At 59.0% G+C, this 15,238-nt stretch carries 17 protein-coding genes and 4 tRNA genes; 12 read left to right on the top strand and 9 right to left on the bottom strand.

Features of this window, described 5'->3' with window-relative positions; genetic code table 11:
• Positions 1-91: 91 nt before the first annotated feature.
• The 6 genes from B3M58_RS16640 to B3M58_RS16615 form a co-directional block, all read right to left on the bottom strand.
• Complete coding sequence (locus B3M58_RS16640) at positions 92-1,075, bottom strand: glycosyl transferase family protein (protein WP_296220775.1); 984 nt, start codon at positions 1,073-1,075, stop codon at positions 92-94.
• Positions 1,072-1,407, bottom strand: coding sequence for a TusE/DsrC/DsvC family sulfur relay protein (locus tag B3M58_RS16635; protein ID WP_296220773.1), 336 nt, complete (start codon positions 1,405-1,407; stop codon positions 1,072-1,074). The genes B3M58_RS16640 and B3M58_RS16635 overlap by 4 nt, the downstream gene beginning before the upstream one ends.
• Positions 1,404-1,703 (bottom strand): sulfurtransferase complex subunit TusB, encoded by a 300-nt coding sequence (gene tusB / locus B3M58_RS16630; RefSeq protein ID WP_296220771.1) that lies wholly within the window; start codon positions 1,701-1,703, stop codon positions 1,404-1,406. Before tusB ends, B3M58_RS16635 begins: the two co-directional genes overlap by 4 nt.
• Positions 1,703-2,062, bottom strand: coding sequence for a sulfurtransferase complex subunit TusC (gene tusC / locus B3M58_RS16625; protein WP_296220770.1), 360 nt, complete (start codon positions 2,060-2,062; stop codon positions 1,703-1,705). Before tusC ends, tusB begins: the two co-directional genes overlap by 1 nt.
• Before the next feature lies 1 nt (position 2,063).
• Positions 2,064-2,456 carry a sulfurtransferase complex subunit TusD gene (gene tusD / locus B3M58_RS16620; RefSeq protein ID WP_296220768.1) on the bottom strand — a complete coding sequence of 131 codons (393 nt, stop codon included), beginning with the start codon at positions 2,454-2,456 and terminating at the stop codon, positions 2,064-2,066.
• Between the two features lie 110 nt (positions 2,457-2,566).
• A complete protein-coding gene (locus tag B3M58_RS16615; RefSeq protein ID WP_296220767.1) occupies positions 2,567-3,235 on the bottom strand; it encodes a Bax inhibitor-1/YccA family protein in 669 nt (222 codons plus the stop codon).
• A gap of 135 nt (positions 3,236-3,370) precedes the next feature.
• Here B3M58_RS16615 and B3M58_RS16610 point away from each other — a divergent pair.
• The 9 genes from B3M58_RS16610 (at position 3,371) to galU (ending at position 9,668) form a co-directional block, all read left to right on the top strand.
• Positions 3,371-3,460 (top strand) — tRNA-Ser (locus B3M58_RS16610).
• A gap of 158 nt (positions 3,461-3,618) precedes the next feature.
• Positions 3,619-4,263: a response regulator transcription factor GacA gene (uvrY, locus tag B3M58_RS16605; protein WP_296220766.1), complete on the top strand. Its 645-nt coding sequence runs from the start codon at positions 3,619-3,621 to the stop codon at positions 4,261-4,263.
• A 1-nt stretch (position 4,264) separates the two neighbouring features.
• Positions 4,265-6,088 carry an excinuclease ABC subunit UvrC gene (gene uvrC / locus B3M58_RS16600; RefSeq protein ID WP_296221041.1) on the top strand — a complete coding sequence of 608 codons (1,824 nt, stop codon included), beginning with the start codon at positions 4,265-4,267 and terminating at the stop codon, positions 6,086-6,088.
• A gap of 33 nt (positions 6,089-6,121) precedes the next feature.
• Entirely contained in the window at positions 6,122-6,682 is a 561-nt protein-coding gene (gene pgsA / locus B3M58_RS16595) for a CDP-diacylglycerol--glycerol-3-phosphate 3-phosphatidyltransferase (protein WP_296220764.1), read from the top strand.
• Positions 6,683-6,749: 67 nt separating this feature from the next.
• Positions 6,750-6,825, top strand: a tRNA-Gly gene (locus B3M58_RS16590).
• A gap of 39 nt (positions 6,826-6,864) precedes the next feature.
• Positions 6,865-6,938 (top strand) — tRNA-Cys (locus B3M58_RS16585).
• 112 nt (positions 6,939-7,050) lie between these two features.
• A tRNA-Leu gene (locus tag B3M58_RS16580) sits at positions 7,051-7,137 on the top strand.
• Between the two features lie 288 nt (positions 7,138-7,425).
• Positions 7,426-8,787 (top strand): UDP-glucose dehydrogenase family protein, encoded by a 1,362-nt coding sequence (locus tag B3M58_RS16575; protein WP_296220763.1) that lies wholly within the window; start codon positions 7,426-7,428, stop codon positions 8,785-8,787.
• Positions 8,788-8,828: 41 nt separating this feature from the next.
• Complete coding sequence (gene galU, locus B3M58_RS16570; RefSeq protein ID WP_296220761.1) at positions 8,829-9,668, top strand: UTP--glucose-1-phosphate uridylyltransferase GalU; 840 nt, start codon at positions 8,829-8,831, stop codon at positions 9,666-9,668.
• 45 nt (positions 9,669-9,713) lie between these two features.
• On the opposite strand, the gene B3M58_RS16565 is transcribed toward galU, so the two are convergent.
• Positions 9,714-10,136: a VOC family protein gene (locus B3M58_RS16565; protein ID WP_296220759.1), complete on the bottom strand. Its 423-nt coding sequence runs from the start codon at positions 10,134-10,136 to the stop codon at positions 9,714-9,716.
• 95 nt (positions 10,137-10,231) lie between these two features.
• Here B3M58_RS16565 and gorA point away from each other — a divergent pair, with 95 nt between their 5' ends.
• The 3 genes from gorA to B3M58_RS16550 are packed head-to-tail and all read left to right on the top strand — an operon-like array spanning position 10,232 to position 12,634.
• Positions 10,232-11,590, top strand: coding sequence for a glutathione-disulfide reductase (gene gorA, locus B3M58_RS16560; protein ID WP_296220756.1), 1,359 nt, complete (start codon positions 10,232-10,234; stop codon positions 11,588-11,590).
• A gap of 7 nt (positions 11,591-11,597) precedes the next feature.
• Complete coding sequence (locus tag B3M58_RS16555) at positions 11,598-12,221, top strand: trimeric intracellular cation channel family protein (RefSeq protein ID WP_296220754.1); 624 nt, start codon at positions 11,598-11,600, stop codon at positions 12,219-12,221.
• 2 nt (positions 12,222-12,223) lie between these two features.
• Positions 12,224-12,634, top strand: a complete 411-nt coding sequence (locus tag B3M58_RS16550) for a VOC family protein (protein ID WP_296220752.1) — start codon at positions 12,224-12,226, stop codon at positions 12,632-12,634.
• Here B3M58_RS16550 and B3M58_RS16545 read toward each other — a convergent pair.
• Together B3M58_RS16545 and B3M58_RS16540 are read right to left on the bottom strand one after the other, a co-directional pair.
• On the bottom strand, positions 12,631-13,467 hold the full coding sequence (locus B3M58_RS16545; protein WP_296220750.1) for an HD-GYP domain-containing protein: 837 nt from the start codon (positions 13,465-13,467) through the stop codon (positions 12,631-12,633). The two genes, B3M58_RS16550 and B3M58_RS16545, sit on opposite strands and share 4 nt — an antisense overlap.
• Before the next feature lie 404 nt (positions 13,468-13,871).
• Positions 13,872-15,236, bottom strand: a complete 1,365-nt coding sequence (locus B3M58_RS16540; RefSeq protein ID WP_296220747.1) for a purine-cytosine permease family protein — start codon at positions 15,234-15,236, stop codon at positions 13,872-13,874.
• Positions 15,237-15,238 lie beyond the last annotated feature (2 nt).

Raw genomic sequence — 15,238 nt, 5'->3', positions numbered from 1 at the left:
ACTCCTCTAGCGTTTAGCATTGCGGCTTCGGCAGTCAGTCTAACCAGAGGCACGTGATCGAACGGTGCAAAAATCTGTCCCGATGAATCGACTATTTAGATGTGCGGCGAGCATCCCAACGCAGTTGCGCTTGTATAAAGGCCTCTTCGCGCGGCAAGCCCAGGGCACGTAGTGCCAAAGCCATGCTGCTGAGCACGGCAAGCTGACCGTAGTCGTCCTGCACCTCACCATCCCAGAACGCGCGCAAGTGCTCGGGCTGCAAAGACTCGGGCTTGACGTGACGAAGAGGGGAAAGCGCGGGCCAGTCTTCGTCCCAATTCTCGCCATGGGCGGTGCCATACAGATGGCTGATGGCGTCCGGGTTGATCTCGATCTCACCGCCTTCGCCTTTGATTACCAGGGCCGTGTCGCCGAGCAATTGGCTGGCCTCGCGGTGCACCGCCTGGTAACCGGGATGAAAGATACTTTGCAAACCACAGCGCGCCGACAACGGGTTGAGGATGCGCGTCAACGAGTGGATCGGCGAGCGCAGGCCGAGGGTGTTGCGCAGGTCGATCATGCGCTGCAATTGCGGCATCCAGTCGCCCAGGGGGAAAAATGCCAAGCGCTCTTGCTGCAAGGCCTGCTCGACCGCAGCCCAACTGCGGCACAGCGGAATAGCCAGACCATCGAGCAATTGCTCGCTGTACATACGGCCCGCCGTGTGTGCGCCGCCGCCGTGCAGCAAGATACGCACGCCGCTTTGCGCCAGGGCTTTGGCCGCCAAGAGGAACCACGGCAGGTGACGCTTCTTGCCGGCATAGCTCGGCCAGTCCAGATCAATCTCGATCGACGGCGCCTGCAGACGCTCACGCACGGCCTCGGTAAATCCGGCCATTTCTTCGGCGCTTTCCTCTTTGTGCCGCAACAGCATCAGGAAGGCGCCAAGCTGAGTGTCCTCGACCTTGCCGTCAAGCAGCATGCCCATGGCCTCGCGTGCTTCTGCGCGGGTCAAGTTGCGCGCGCCACGCTTGCCTTTGCCAAGGATGCGCACGAACTGGGCGAAAGGGTGCTCGGGTGGGGTAACCAGGTTCATAGGCAATTCGTCGGTTTGGGCAGGCCCGCCAACTTGGCGGCAAGTTTGGCGGGAGTGCCGTTGAACAAGCGATTGAGGTGCAGGCTGTTGCCTTTTTCCGGGCCCAGTTTAAGCGCCACGTACTTGATCAGTGGCCGATTGGCTGGCGACAACTGGAATTCGTCATAGAACGCGCGCAGCAACTGCAACACCTCCCAATGCTCGACACTCAGACTCAACCCTTCCTGCTGCGCCAAAGCCTCGGCCACCGCTTCCGACCAATCGGCCAGATCGATCAGGTAGCCATCTGTATCCAGCGCGATATACCGCTCACCGATCATCAGTTCAGTCATAGCCAGCTGTTGACCTTGTCGAAATGGCAACTGAGCGCGACGAACCCTGGGTAGTCGACCAGGCTGATTCGCTCCGGCGCTTCGACAGCGCGTGCGATCAGGTCTTCCTGCAAGGCGAATAGGCCAATAGTGGCCGGCATCAAGTCCAAGGCTTGGCGCTGCGCCGTCCCGGCTTGCAGGGCATACACCGCATCGCCACACAACAACAGGCCGTCGTCAGGGCCGAGCAGGCGCAAACAACTGCTCAGGCGGCTGTCGCTGAACGGTGAATGGGACAGTACATGTAGGGTCGTCATCAGAGGGTAATCACTTGGTCATAACGCTCGATAAGCCCGGTCAGGGCAGCATCGTCCAGCACCTCGACTGCCAGCGTCAGAGGCTCGGCGGCCAAGCCGCGCTCCAGCAGGCTGCGTGCTGATGCGTACAGCGCCTCCACGCCAAACAGTGGCAGCGCCTGCAAGTTGGCGCTCAGGTCTTTCTGTTGCAGGGCGCTGGGTTGCTGCGCCGCAGAGAGTTGAAACACCCCATCGTCGAGAAACAGCAGGCCAATCGGTAAATCGAAGGCGCCGCCGGCCAAGACAATGTCCAGTGCCTCGCGCGCGCCAGGCCCGGACCACGGTGCTTGACGGCTGACAATCAGCAGCGATTGGCTCATCTCAAGGCCCTCCAAAACACACCAGGCGATCCGCCATCTGCGTCGCCTCGTGCAACTGGCCCAACCCGGAAAGCTCCCAGGGTGCGTCCAGGTTGGCGGCCACACGGCCATAGCGCTGGGCCTCTTCGTCGTTCAATACACCACGGCGCAACGCCGCGGCGATGCACACCACGCCGTCGAGTTGCTGCTCGCGCACGAAGTCGCGCCACTCGCCGGTTACGCTCAGCTCGTCCTGCGCAGTGACCACGTTGCTTGAGGCGCTGTGCACGCCATCCTGGTAGAAAAACAGCCGGACGATCTCATGGCCACCGGCCAGCGCAGCTTGAGCAAAACGCAGGGCGCGGCGCGAGGAGGGTGCCTGCGGCGGGGAGAAGAGGGCGATAGCGAATTTCATAGAGAGCCCGGCAAGGTGATCTGGCGGCATGATAAAGCTTGAGCAGGCAAGATGCTCGCCACAGGCATGAAAAAGCCCGCCGAAGCGGGCTTTTCAGTGTCGCGAATCGATCAATCGTCGCTGCCCATGATGCCGAAGATTTGCAGCAGGCTGACGAACAGGTTGTAGATCGATACATACAGGCTGATGGTCGCCATGATGTAGTTACGCTCACCACCGTGGATGATCGCACTGGTTTGAAACAGGATACAGGCCGAGGAGAACAGTACGAAACCAGCACTGATCGCCAGTTGCAGACCGCTGATCTGGAAGAAGAACCCAGCAACCATAGCGCCCAGCAGAACGAAGAACCCGGCGGTGATGAAGCCGCTGAGGAAGCTCATGTCCTTGCGTGTGGTCAGTACATATGCGGACAGGCCGCAGAACACCAGCGCCGTCATCATGAACGCGGAGCTGACAACTTCGGCGCCGTTGGCCATGCCCAGATAACGGTTGAGGATCGGTCCGAGGGTGTATCCCATGAAGCCGGTCAGGGCGAGGGTGGAGACCAGCCCCCAGGGCGAGTTACGCAGTTTTGCCGTGAGGAAAAACAGGCCGTAGAAGCCAATCAGCACCACGAAGATATTCGGATAGGGCACATTGGCGCGCTGCGCCAGGAACGCCACCAAACCACTGAAGGCCAGGGTAATGGCCAACAAGCCATAGGTGTTGCGCAGAACGCGGCTGACTTCCTGCTGCTCAACCTGCGCGTGATTGAGTGCGTAATCTTGTTCGTGCATGGCAACACTCCTATAAAGGCTAATTGGTTCCGTGACCAGGGTCGTAGACGATCATAACAGAGCCTTGCACGCTGCCAACCCAGAGAGTTTGACAGTGTGTTGCGTTCCGGTAAGATTGCCGCCCGCACTAACGCCGGAAGCGTGGCAGAGCGGTTGAATGCAACGGTCTTGAAAACCGTCGAAGGGGAAACTCTTCCGTGAGTTCGAATCTCACCGCTTCCGCCATCTTCTTGTTGCAGATCGATCAGCCATACGCAGTATTTTGACGTTTGCTTTTTGACTGCCATGCGCCAAGCTAGGTCTAGCCGGAGCTTTTTGCTAAGGTGACCGGCATTCCAACAAGACCGCTGCCTTGAGCGGCTGACGCAGAACGAGGTGTCCGCTTGATTAGGGTGCTTGTGGTCGACGACCACGATCTGGTTCGTACAGGTATCACGCGCATGCTGGCCGACATCGATGGCTTGCAAGTGGTCGGACAAGCCGAGTCTGGTGAAGAGTCACTGAAAAAAGCCCGCGAATTGAAACCGGATGTCGTCCTGATGGACGTCAAAATGCCCGGTATTGGCGGTCTCGAAGCAACCCGCAAGCTGATCCGCAGTCACCCCGACCTGAAAATCGTTGCCGTTACGGTGTGCGAGGAAGATCCATTTCCTACGCGCCTGCTGCAAGCAGGTGCCGCCGGCTACCTGACCAAGGGCGCCGCACTGGAAGAAATGGTCCATGCCATTCGCCTGGTGTTTGCCGGGCAGCGGTACATCAGCCCGCAGATTGCCCAGCAACTGGCGCTCAAGTCCTTTCAGCCGCACACCAATAACTCGCCCTTCGACCTGCTCTCGGAACGCGAGATTCAGATTGCCCTGATGATCGCCGGCTGCCAGAAGGTGCAGAGCATCTCCGACAAGCTATGCCTGTCACCCAAAACGGTGAACACTTACCGTTATCGGATCTTCGAGAAGCTGTCGATCACCAGCGATGTAGAGCTGGCCTTGCTGGCTGTACGTCATGGCATGGTCGATGCCACCAGTTGAAATGACCACCACGTTCGACCCCAGCGCCTTCCTTGCCACGTGTAGCAGCCGCCCCGGCGTGTACCGCATGTTCGACGCGGACACCAAACTGCTTTATGTAGGTAAAGCGAAGAACCTGAAAAAACGCCTGTCCAGCTACTTCCGTAAGACTGGACTGGCGCCGAAAACAGCGGCGCTGGTCGGCAAGATTGCCCAGGTCGAAACCACCATCACCGCCAACGAAACCGAAGCGCTGCTGCTCGAGCAAACGCTGATCAAGGAATGGCGGCCGCCGTACAACATCCTGCTGCGCGACGACAAGTCCTACCCCTATGTATTCCTTTCCGATGGCGACTACCCGCGCCTGAGCATTCACCGCGGCGCGAAGAAACAAAAAGGTCGCTACTTCGGCCCCTACCCGAGCGCGGGCGCGATACGTGAAAGCTTGAACCTGCTGCAGAAAGCCTTTCTGGTGCGTCAGTGCGAAGACAGCTATTTCAAGAACCGTACGCGGCCGTGCCTGCAGTACCAGATCAAACGCTGCAAGGGGCCGTGTGTTGGCTTGGTCGAACCGGCGGAATATGCCGAGGATGTGCGTCACTCGGTGATGTTTCTCGAAGGACGCAGCAATGCACTGAGCGATGAGCTGTCCAGCGGCATGCAAAAAGCCGCCGGTGAACTGGACTTCGAGCGCGCAGCCGAATTGCGCGATCAGATTTCCTTGCTCCGCCGCGTGCAAGATCAGCAAAGCATGGAAGGCGGCACCGGTGATGTCGACGTAGTCGCCGCCATGGTCAACCCGGGCGGCGCTTGCGTGCACTTGATCAGCGTGCGCGCAGGCCGCGTGCTGGGCAGTAAGAACTTCTTCCCACAAGTGGCGATCGAGGAGGAGGGTAATGCGGTGCTGCTGGCGTTCCTGGCCCAGTACTACCTGGGCAGCCAGGAGCGCGACCTTCCCAGCGAGCTGATCGTCAACGCGCAACATGAAGACTTCCCTACGCTGATCGCAGCTATCGATGAAATGCGCGGCCGTGAATTAAGCATCAGTTACCGCGTGCGAGGCACCCGCGCGCGCTGGCAGCAATTGGCGGTGACCAATGCCGAACAGGCGCTCGGCGCACGCCTGGCCAATCGACAACACGTGGCCGAGCGTTTTGAGGCGCTGGCAGAAGCGCTACACATGGATGAAGTGCCACAACGACTCGAGTGTTTCGACATCAGCCACACCAGCGGTGAAGCCACTGTCGCTTCGTGCGTGGTATTCGGTCCGGAAGGTCCACTGAAATCCGATTACCGCCGCTACAACATCGAAGGCGTGACTGCCGGCGATGATTACGCCGCCATGCACCAGGCGCTCACTCGGCGCTTCAGCAAGATCAAGGATGGTGAGGGCAAACTGCCGGATATATTGCTGGTCGACGGCGGTAAAGGTCAGTTGACCATGGCCCGCGAGGTGCTTGAGGAGCTGGCGGTTCCCGATCTGATCCTGCTGGGCGTGGCCAAGGGTACGACCCGCAAACCCGGGCTGGAAACGCTGTACCTCAACGATGCAGCCCATGAATTCACCCTGCCAGGCAATTCACCGGCGCTGCATTTGATTCAACAGATTCGCGATGAATCGCACCGGTTTGCTATCACCGGGCACCGCGCGCGCCGCGGCAAAGCGCGTCGCACCTCTAGCCTGGAGGAGGTTGCCGGGGTTGGCCCGAAGCGCAGGCGCGAATTGCTCAACCACTTTGGCGGCCTGCAGGAATTGTCCCGCGCCAGCGTCGAAGAAATCGCGAAAGCCCCCGGGATTAGTAAAAAGCTTGCTGAGTTGATTTATGCCGCATTGCACAGCGAGTAGAATGCCGGATCACCTCGCAGCCTAGTTGTGCCGATGAATATCCCCAACCTGCTTACCGTGCTTCGTGTTCTGCTGATTCCGATCTTCATCCTGTTGTTTTATATGCCATTTTCATGGAGCTATTGGGCAGCCAGTGCGGTGTTCGCTTGCGCGGCCGCGACCGACTGGCTGGATGGCTACCTGGCGCGCCGCTGGGAGCAAAGCACGCCCTTTGGTGCGTTTCTTGATCCGGTGGCCGACAAATTGATGGTGGCCGTCGCCTTGGTGCTGCTGGTGGCCGAGCACGCCAATCTTTGGTTGACCCTACCTGCCGCGATCATCATTGGTCGTGAAATTGTCGTGTCGGCCCTGCGCGAATGGATGGCCGAACTCGGTGCGCGGGCGCATGTTGCCGTATCCAACCTCGCCAAGTGGAAAACCGCGGCGCAGATGGTTGCGTTGATCACATTGCTGGCCAACCCGCCCTTATTCACATTCTGGGTTGTGGTCGGTTATGTACTGCTGATTATCGCGGCGGTGCTCACCCTGTGGTCGATGTTGCAGTACCTGCTGGCTGCCTGGCCGCACCTCAGCACGACCGCGGAAAAGAAATAAGCTTTTTTGAATCAAGGGGTTGACGGGGCGTTCTGAAGCTATAGAATGGCGGCCGTCAGTAAGACAAGCGGGAATAGCTCAGTTGGTAGAGCACGACCTTGCCAAGGTCGGGGTCGCGAGTTCGAGTCTCGTTTCCCGCTCCAATTTCAACGGGCCGTTTAGAACGGCCCGTTTAGTTTCAAGGCTGAGTAGCAGAGTGGTTATGCACCGGATTGCAAATCCGTGAACGCCGGTTCGATTCCGACCTCAGCCTCCAATTAGAAAGCCTCGTAGATCTATGATTTACGAGGCTTTTTCATTAATGATTGGAAGTCTTGCGAGGCATACACGGGCTGTATATAGTCCATGCCTCGTTTTCAAGCGCTACCGCCCGAATGGCGAAATCGGTAGACGCAAGGGACTTAAAATCCCTCGGGGGTAACCCCGTGCCGGTTCGATTCCGGCTTCGGGCACCATTAAGAATCAAGCACTTAGGCCAACCTCACAAGGGTTGGCCTTTTTGCTTTCTGCTGTGCTGTAAGCGTCCTGCACTTGATCGATTCCACCATCTGGGCAGCTAACACTTCGCTCACCAGATTTGAGCAAGCGCTCGCGACCAGCTCACATCAGCGCTGTTTATAAGCCGGTTGAGTGAAGCCCACCCGCTTTTAGCTTAAATGCCTGTCACATGACTGTCGCGCTGACGTCATACGCCTGCCATTCGCTTTAGTTGCAATCGCTGTAACTCATCTGGAGGTGCGGCGATGCGAATTTGCGTGATCGGAGCAGGCTATGTGGGGTTGGTATCAGCGGCGTGCTTTGCCGAAATGGGCAACCGGGTGGTTTGCGTCGAGCGAGATCCGTTTCGTGTTGCGCGCCTTGCGCGTGGCGATGTGCCGATTTATGAACCAGGCCTGGAAGTCATGGTCAACGCGCACCTTGCTAGCAATCAATTGAGTTTTACCCCGCACCTGGCCGAGGGGATCAAGCAGGCCGAAATCATCTTTATCGCCGTCGGTACGCCAAGTGGTGAAGACGGCTCGGCAGATTTATCGCATGTCTTGGCGGTGGTCGACGAACTGGGCGGCTGTCTGGATCACGCCTGCGTGGTGGTGGATAAATCCACCGTGCCTGTAGGCACCGGCGAGCGGGTCGCCAGGCGAATCAATATGCACTTGAGTCGGCGCGGAAAAAACTTCCAGATTGCGCTGGCGAGTAATCCCGAATTCCTCAAGGAAGGCTCTGCCATCGATGATTTCATGCGTCCGGACCGAGTGATCATTGGCTGTGACGACGTCGCCGCTACTGAGGTACTGCGCCGTTTGTATGCGCCGTTTTTACGCAATCATGAGCGCCTGCTGTGCATGAGCATGCGCGCCGCGGAGTTCAGCAAATACGCGGCCAATGCGTTTCTTGCCACCAAGATTTCCTTTATCAACGAGATGGCGGGGCTGTGCGCACGACTCGGGGTGGATATCGAAGACGTTCGCCGCGGCATTGGCAGTGATAAGCGCATCGGCACGCACTTTATCTATGCCGGCTGCGGGTATGGCGGCTCTTGTTTCCCTAAAGATGTACGTGCGCTGATTCGCGCAGCGGAGCAGGAGGGCATTGAGCCCAGCATCCTGCGGGCAGTCGAAGCCCGTAATGCCCTGCAGAAGACCTTGTTGTTTCAGGCCGTACGCGAACATTTTTCAGGCTATCTGCAGGGGCGCGTCGTAGCAATTTGGGGCTTGGCATTCAAGCCGGGCACCGATGATCTGCGCGAAGCCCCCAGCCTGGTTCTGCTCGATGCATTACTGGCTGCCGGTGTAGCGGTACAGGCCTGCGACCCGGTGGCAAACGCCGGTATCGCTCAGCGCTACGCTCAGGCCGTGACGAGTGGCCAGTTGCGCTTGAGTGAGTCGCCCTACAGCGTGACTGAAGGCGCCGATGCGTTGGTGCTGGTGACCGAGTGGAAACAATTCCGTCAGCCGGATTTCGTGAGAATTCGCGGCCTGATGCGCATGCCGGTGCTGTTCGATGGACGCAATATCTATGACGCCAAACAACTGGCCGAACTGGGTTTTCTCTACCGCGGGATTGGCAGGCCGGCGCTCGGCCATTGTAAGGCCAGTGCAGCCTGATAGACTGCGCAGGCCTTTTTGTTCCCCTGTTAAGGAGTCCCATGATTAAGAAATGCTTGTTCCCGGCAGCCGGTTACGGCACCCGCTTTCTACCTGCGACCAAGGCCATGCCCAAGGAAATGCTGCCGGTGGTGAACAAGCCGCTGATCCAGTATGGCGTCGAAGAGGCGCTCGAAGCTGGGCTGACGGAAATTGCCATGGTCACCGGCCGTGGTAAGCGGGCATTGGAAGACCACTTCGATATCAGTTACGAACTGGAGCACCAGATTCGCGATACCGACAAGGAGAAATACCTGGTTGGCATCCGCCGTCTGATCGACGAGTGCAGTTTTTCCTACACCCGCCAAGTGGAGATGAAAGGCCTCGGTCACGCAATTCTCTGTGGTCGTCCGCTGATTGGTGACGAACCCTTTGCCGTGGTGCTGGCCGACGACCTGTGCTTGAACCTGGAAGGCGATGGCGTACTGACCCAGATGGTCAAGTTGTACAACCAGTTCCGCTGCTCGATCGTCGCGATTCAGGAAGTGCCGCCCGAAGAAACCCACAAATACGGCGTGATCTCTGGTGAGATGATTCGCGATGACATCTACCGGGTTAACAGCATGGTCGAAAAGCCCAGACCAGAAGATGCACCGTCGAACCTGGCGATCATTGGCCGCTATATCCTGACGCCGGATATCTTCGCCCTGATCGAACAGACGGAGCCGGGCAAAGGTGGCGAGATCCAGATTACCGATGCGCTGATGAAGCAAGCCCAGGACGGCTGCGTACTGGCCTATAAGTTCAAAGGTCAACGCTTCGATTGCGGCGGTGCCGAAGGGTATATCGACGCCACCAACTTCTGCTTCGAGAACCTATACAAAACCGGGCGCGCCTACTAAGCCCGGTTGCGTCGAACACAAGCCACCTTCGGGTGGCTTGTGCGTTTAGGGGATGGCCATGTGCTCGGAGCCCGGCCCTAAGGGTTGGCCGTAACTGAACTCGACATAATTGCCTGCCGGGTCGCGTAGCCCACAGTAATACCCGACAGGGTAGGGCTCGTCACGCGGCGGCCAGATCAAACAGCCCGCGCGGTGTGCCCTGGCGGCCAGCGCGTCGACCTGCGTACGGCTGGCCACGGCAAAACCAAAATGGCTGTAATCGTTCTCGGCGAGCTGCCGACTCTGCCCGCCGGGCATGATCACCAGAATAAACCTGTGCTCTTGACCGGGCTCGGCCATCCAGACGATGCGCGAACCTTTGCCGGCGCGTTCGTGGATTACCCGCATGCCGCAGAAGTCCGCGTAAAACGCCACGCAGGCATCCAGGTCGGGGACATGCAAGGCCAGGTGGGTGAGGGTGGGATGCATAACGAATCTCCTCTTGGCAGCCCTTCAAGCTTAGGCTCAAGCACAGGGTTTCAGTTCGATTAGGTTATGCTGGCGACCTGTTTAGGAGGCTGACCATGACCTACGATTTCGACCTGTTTGTAATCGGCGCCGGTTCCGGCGGTGTGCGGGCCGCACGCTTTGCTGCGGGCTATGGCGCCCGCGTGGCCGTGGCCGAGAGCCGCTACCTGGGCGGCACCTGCGTGAACGTCGGCTGCGTGCCCAAGAAGCTGTTGGTGTATGGCGCGCACTTTGCCGAGGACTTCGAGCAGGCCCAGGGGTTTGGGTGGTCGCTGGGCGAAGCGCGTTTCGATTGGGCCACGCTGATCGCCAATAAAAACCGCGAAATCGAGCGGCTCAACGGCATCTACCGCAATTTGTTGGTCAACAGTGGCGTGACGTTGCTTGAGGGCCATGCGCGCCTGCTCGACGAGCACAGCGTCGAGCTCGGCGGTCAACGATACAGCGCCAAGCATATCCTGATCGCCACCGGTGGCTGGCCGCACATTCCCGAGATTCCCGGGCATGAACATGCGATTGCCTCGAACGAAGCGTTCTTTCTCAAACGACTGCCCAAGCGCGTGCTGGTAGTCGGTGGCGGCTATATCGCGGTCGAGTTCGCTTCGATTTTCCACGGCCTGGGCGCCGAGACAGCGTTGCTGTATCGCGGTGACTTGTTTTTGCGCGGCTTCGATGGGGCCGTGCGCAAACACCTGCACGAAGAGCTGAACAAGCGTGGGCTGGATTTACAGTTCAATAGCGATATCGAACGCATCGACAAGCAGGCTGACGGCAGCCTTCAAGCCACGCTGAAAGATGGCCGCGTGCTGCACGCCGACTGTATTTTTTACGCCACAGGCCGGCGCCCGATGCTGGACAACCTGGGCTTGGAAAATACCGCCGTGACGCTGGATAAGAAGGGCTTTGTCCAGGTAGACGAGCAGTACCAGACTGCCGCACCGTCGATTCTGGCAATAGGCGATGTGATCGGTCGGGTGCAGCTGACGCCGGTCGCACTGGCTGAAGGCATGGCCGTTGCCCGGCGGCTGTTCAAGCCGCAGGAGTATCGCCCGGTCGATTACCAGACGATCCCGACAGCCGTATTCAGCCTGCCCAACATCGGTACCGTCGGTTTGAGTGAGGAGCAGGCAAAGGCGGCGGGCTACTCGCTCAAGGTATACGAGAGCCGCTTCCGGCCGATGAAACTGACACTCACCGAATGCCAGGAACGCACCTTGATGAAGCTGGTGGTGGATGCCGCCACCGACCGCGTGCTGGGTTGCCACATGGTCGGCCCCGAAGCCGGTGAAATCGTCCAGGGCCTGGCCGTTGCACTGAAAGCCGGGGCGACCAAACAGTTGTTTGACGAGACCATCGGCGTCCACCCGACTGCCGCAGAGGAGTTTGTTACCATGCGCACCCCAGTCGCATCCTGAAGGCAGCATGACGCAACTCTTCTACCTGGCCGACCTGTTTGGCGTCGCGGTTTTCGCCATCACCGGCGCCTTGATGGCGGGGCGCAAGTCCATGGATCTATTCGGTGTCTTGGTGATTGCCGTGATCACCGCGCTGGGCGGCGGCACCTTGCGCGACGTGATTCTGGATAACCACCCGGTCAGCTGGATTCGCGACGACACCTATATCATCGTGGCCTCGCTAGCCGCTGTAGGCACGGTGATCTGGGTACGCCTGACCCAGCCGATTCACGAGAAGGGTTTGTTGATCGCCGATGCTTTTGGTTTGGCGGTCTTCACCGTCATCGGCACCGAGGTGGCGTTGCAGCACAACGTACCGCTGAGCACGGCAGTGATCATGGGCGTGATGACGGGCGTCGCCGGCGGGGTAATGCGCGATGTGATCTGCAATGAAATCCCGCTGATTTTCCAGAAAGAAATCTACGCGACCGCCTGCATTGCCGGGGCGTTGGTGTTTATCGCTTTGCGTGCGCTGGATACCCCACACTGGCTCGATACCGGGGTGGCTATGCTCACCGTGCTGTTTATCCGTCTGGCGGCGATACGCTGGCGTTTTTCGCTGCCACGCTTTCATTTGCTGGATCGAGACTGAGCATGATTGAACGACTGGATCACTTGGTACTGACCGTTGCCGATATCGCGCGCACGCTCGATTTCTATCAACGCGTGCTCGGCATGCAGCACGAAACCTTTGGCCAGGGGCGCAGCGCCTTGCTGTTCGGTCAGCAGAAATTCAACTTGCATCAACATGGTCATGAGTTCGAGCCGAAGGCCAAACGACCGACCCCAGGCGCCATCGACCTGTGCCTGATCACCCGTTGGCCGATTGCTGCTGTGCTCGAACACCTGGCGGAGCAGGGCGTCGAGATCGAGGAAGGGCCCGTGCCACGCACAGGCGCTACAGGGCCGATCGAATCGGTGTATTTCCGCGACCCCGATGACAATCTGATCGAAGTCAGCCGCCTGCTGGGCGACCAGCACACGGCCTGCGGGCAGGCGGTCTAACGGGCGGAACGCTCCACCGCTTGCAGGATATGCCGCGAGGTTTCCTGAACGAATCGGCCGATCAGCTCTTCATCCGCCTGCGGCTTGAGGTCGCCCGGATCACCTCGGACGCCCGTCGCGACGGCCAGTAGCGATGCATCCAGCTGGTAATCCGCGCCGCACGAGCGGCAATACACGTGATCATTCGGCTGACTCGATTGGCGCAAGACCAGCGTAGGTCCACACATGACGCAGCGCTGCAAGGGGATGCCATGATCGCTGTGGCCGATGATATGCGCGAGTTGGTTTTCCTCACCCAAGGCAATGAAACAAGCGCCCAAATCAGCATCGAATTGACGCCCAAGATTGCCGGCGATGATCTCGAGCGCCTGCTCCTGAGGCATGCCGATTCGGTAAGGGCGGGTGCTGGTCATCGCATCGAAGGCATCACAAATGCCGACTATTCTTGCCATTTGCGGAATCTGCTCGCCTGTTAGCCCCTGCGGATAGCCTTTGCCATCCGGTGTTTCGTGGTGCAAACGCACCGCATCGGCGACCAGCGCTGCCAGTGGATGGGCGTGCAGCATGCGGTAGCCGACCTCCGGGTGGGTTTTGATCACCGCATATTCGTCATCGGTCAGCCGGTCGCGCTTGTTGAGTACCGCATCCGGAATGGCGACCTTGCCCAGGTCATGCATAAAGCCACCAATGGTGACCTGGGCAATCTCAAGCGTACTCAAACCGGCTTTTCTGGCCAGCAACTCTGAGAACCGTGCGACACGCCATAGGTGCCCGCCGGTATACGGGTCGCGCGCTTCCACCACCCAAGCCATTACCAACAGGCTGGCCAGCAACTGCTCATTGATCGGCAACGCATCTGTATCTGCCTGCACCTTATTGAGCTTGGCGTGCTTGAACAATCGCATCAAATGCATTGAAGCCTCCGCTAATTATGGATAACCGCCATCCATGCATGGGCCCATGGCGCCGTGATCGCCGGGGGCGCTAACCGCAAATAGAGTGCTCTGCCGCCATGACAGCACCGACCAAAAGCCCTTTGCACACACTGACTAGTAGAGTGACGAGCGCGGTTGCTGTTACACGATTACAGGCTGTGTGCAAAACCTTATGCCACAGCGATGACGCCGCAATCGGGTTGCACGGGCTTCCGATAAAAAACTCCCGGACAACATGCTCTCCGGGAGTTCGAGTGCGAGTGGGGATAGCCCCTCTCCGCGCAGGAGAGGAGCTTAGCGGATCAGGACGAGAGTACTCGCCTACCTGCCGTTGCCAGTTTGCGTTTCATCAGCCCGAAGTAGACCAGGGCCGGCACCAGTAAGCCGATCACCCATGCCAAGTCGATGCCGTCGAGGGCATGGGCGATGGGGCCGACGTAGAAGGTGGTGTTCATGAACGGCACTTGCAGCAGGATGGCCAGTACGAAGCTGCCGCACGCGATCAGATTGACCCGACCGTAACGGCCGTCCATATCGAAGATGTCGGGCACGCAATAGTCGCCTTTCCTCAGGCAGTAGTAGTCCACGAGGTTGATGGCGGTCCAGGGGATGAGGAAGTAGCTCATAAAGAAGATGAAGTTGAGGAAGAAGGTGAGGAAGTTCTCCTGACTGATGGTGCACAGCGCAGTGGCGACCGCGCTGATCAGCAACATGAACACCCCTCTGACCACAGGCGTCACGCGAAGGCGGGCGAAAGGCTCGATCACCGTGACCGTGGACATGAAGGCACCGTAGAGGTTGAACACATTGATCGCCACCTGGCCGTAGACGATGAACACGAACAGCAACACAGCGCCAGGCCCGAACAGCTGCGCCAGATGGCTGCCGACGTTGTCGGAGAAGCCTGCGATGGCGACGCTGAGCACTGCGCCGAGGATCATCATCCAGGCACCGCCGGCCACGGTGCCGGCGTAGCTGAACCAAAATACCCGGGACATCGGCGTTGAACTCGGCAGGTAGCGCGAGTAGTCGGCCACATAGGGGGCGTAGGAGAGCTGCCAGGTCACTGCGATGCTCACGGCGACCAGAAACTTCGACAGGGAGAAGCCGGCCGGCGACCACTGTTCCGCGGGAATCGGCAGGCCAAGGGCGAGTGCCGTCGCCACCAGGAACACCAGGATGGAGAGGATCGATAGTACCTTTTGCAGGCGATGAATCAGTCGGTAGCCGTAGAGCGCCACCACGAAACACAGCGCGCCGATCAGGTAGATGTTGCCGTTGCCGCCCAGAGGGCTGACCGATTCGATGGCCTGAGCAGCCAGCAAGGTGTTGCTGACGAAGAAACCCAGGTAGATCAGCATGACGAACAGTAGCGGGAGTATCGCACCAATCACGCCGAATTGAGCGCGGCTCTGGATCATCTGAGGGATGCCCAGCTTGGGACCCTGGGCCGAGTGTGAGGCCATGAAAATGGCACCGATTAGCGAGCCGAGAATGATCGCCACGGCGCTCCAGAACAGGTTCAGGCCAATCACTACCGGCAGTACCCCGGAGGCGATGGTGGTGATGTTCATGTTGGCCCCGAACCAGATGTAGAGCAGCGAGCTTGGCTTGCCGTGGCGCTCGCTTTCGGGAATGAAATCGATGCTTCTTTTTTCGACATTCATAG

The sequence above is a fragment of the Pseudomonas sp. UBA2684 genome (assembly GCA_002354655.1).
GTDB lineage: Bacteria > Pseudomonadota > Gammaproteobacteria > Pseudomonadales > Pseudomonadaceae > Aquipseudomonas.
Note: the sequence above shows the minus strand (reverse complement) of the source record. Positions and strands in the feature narration are given on the sequence as shown.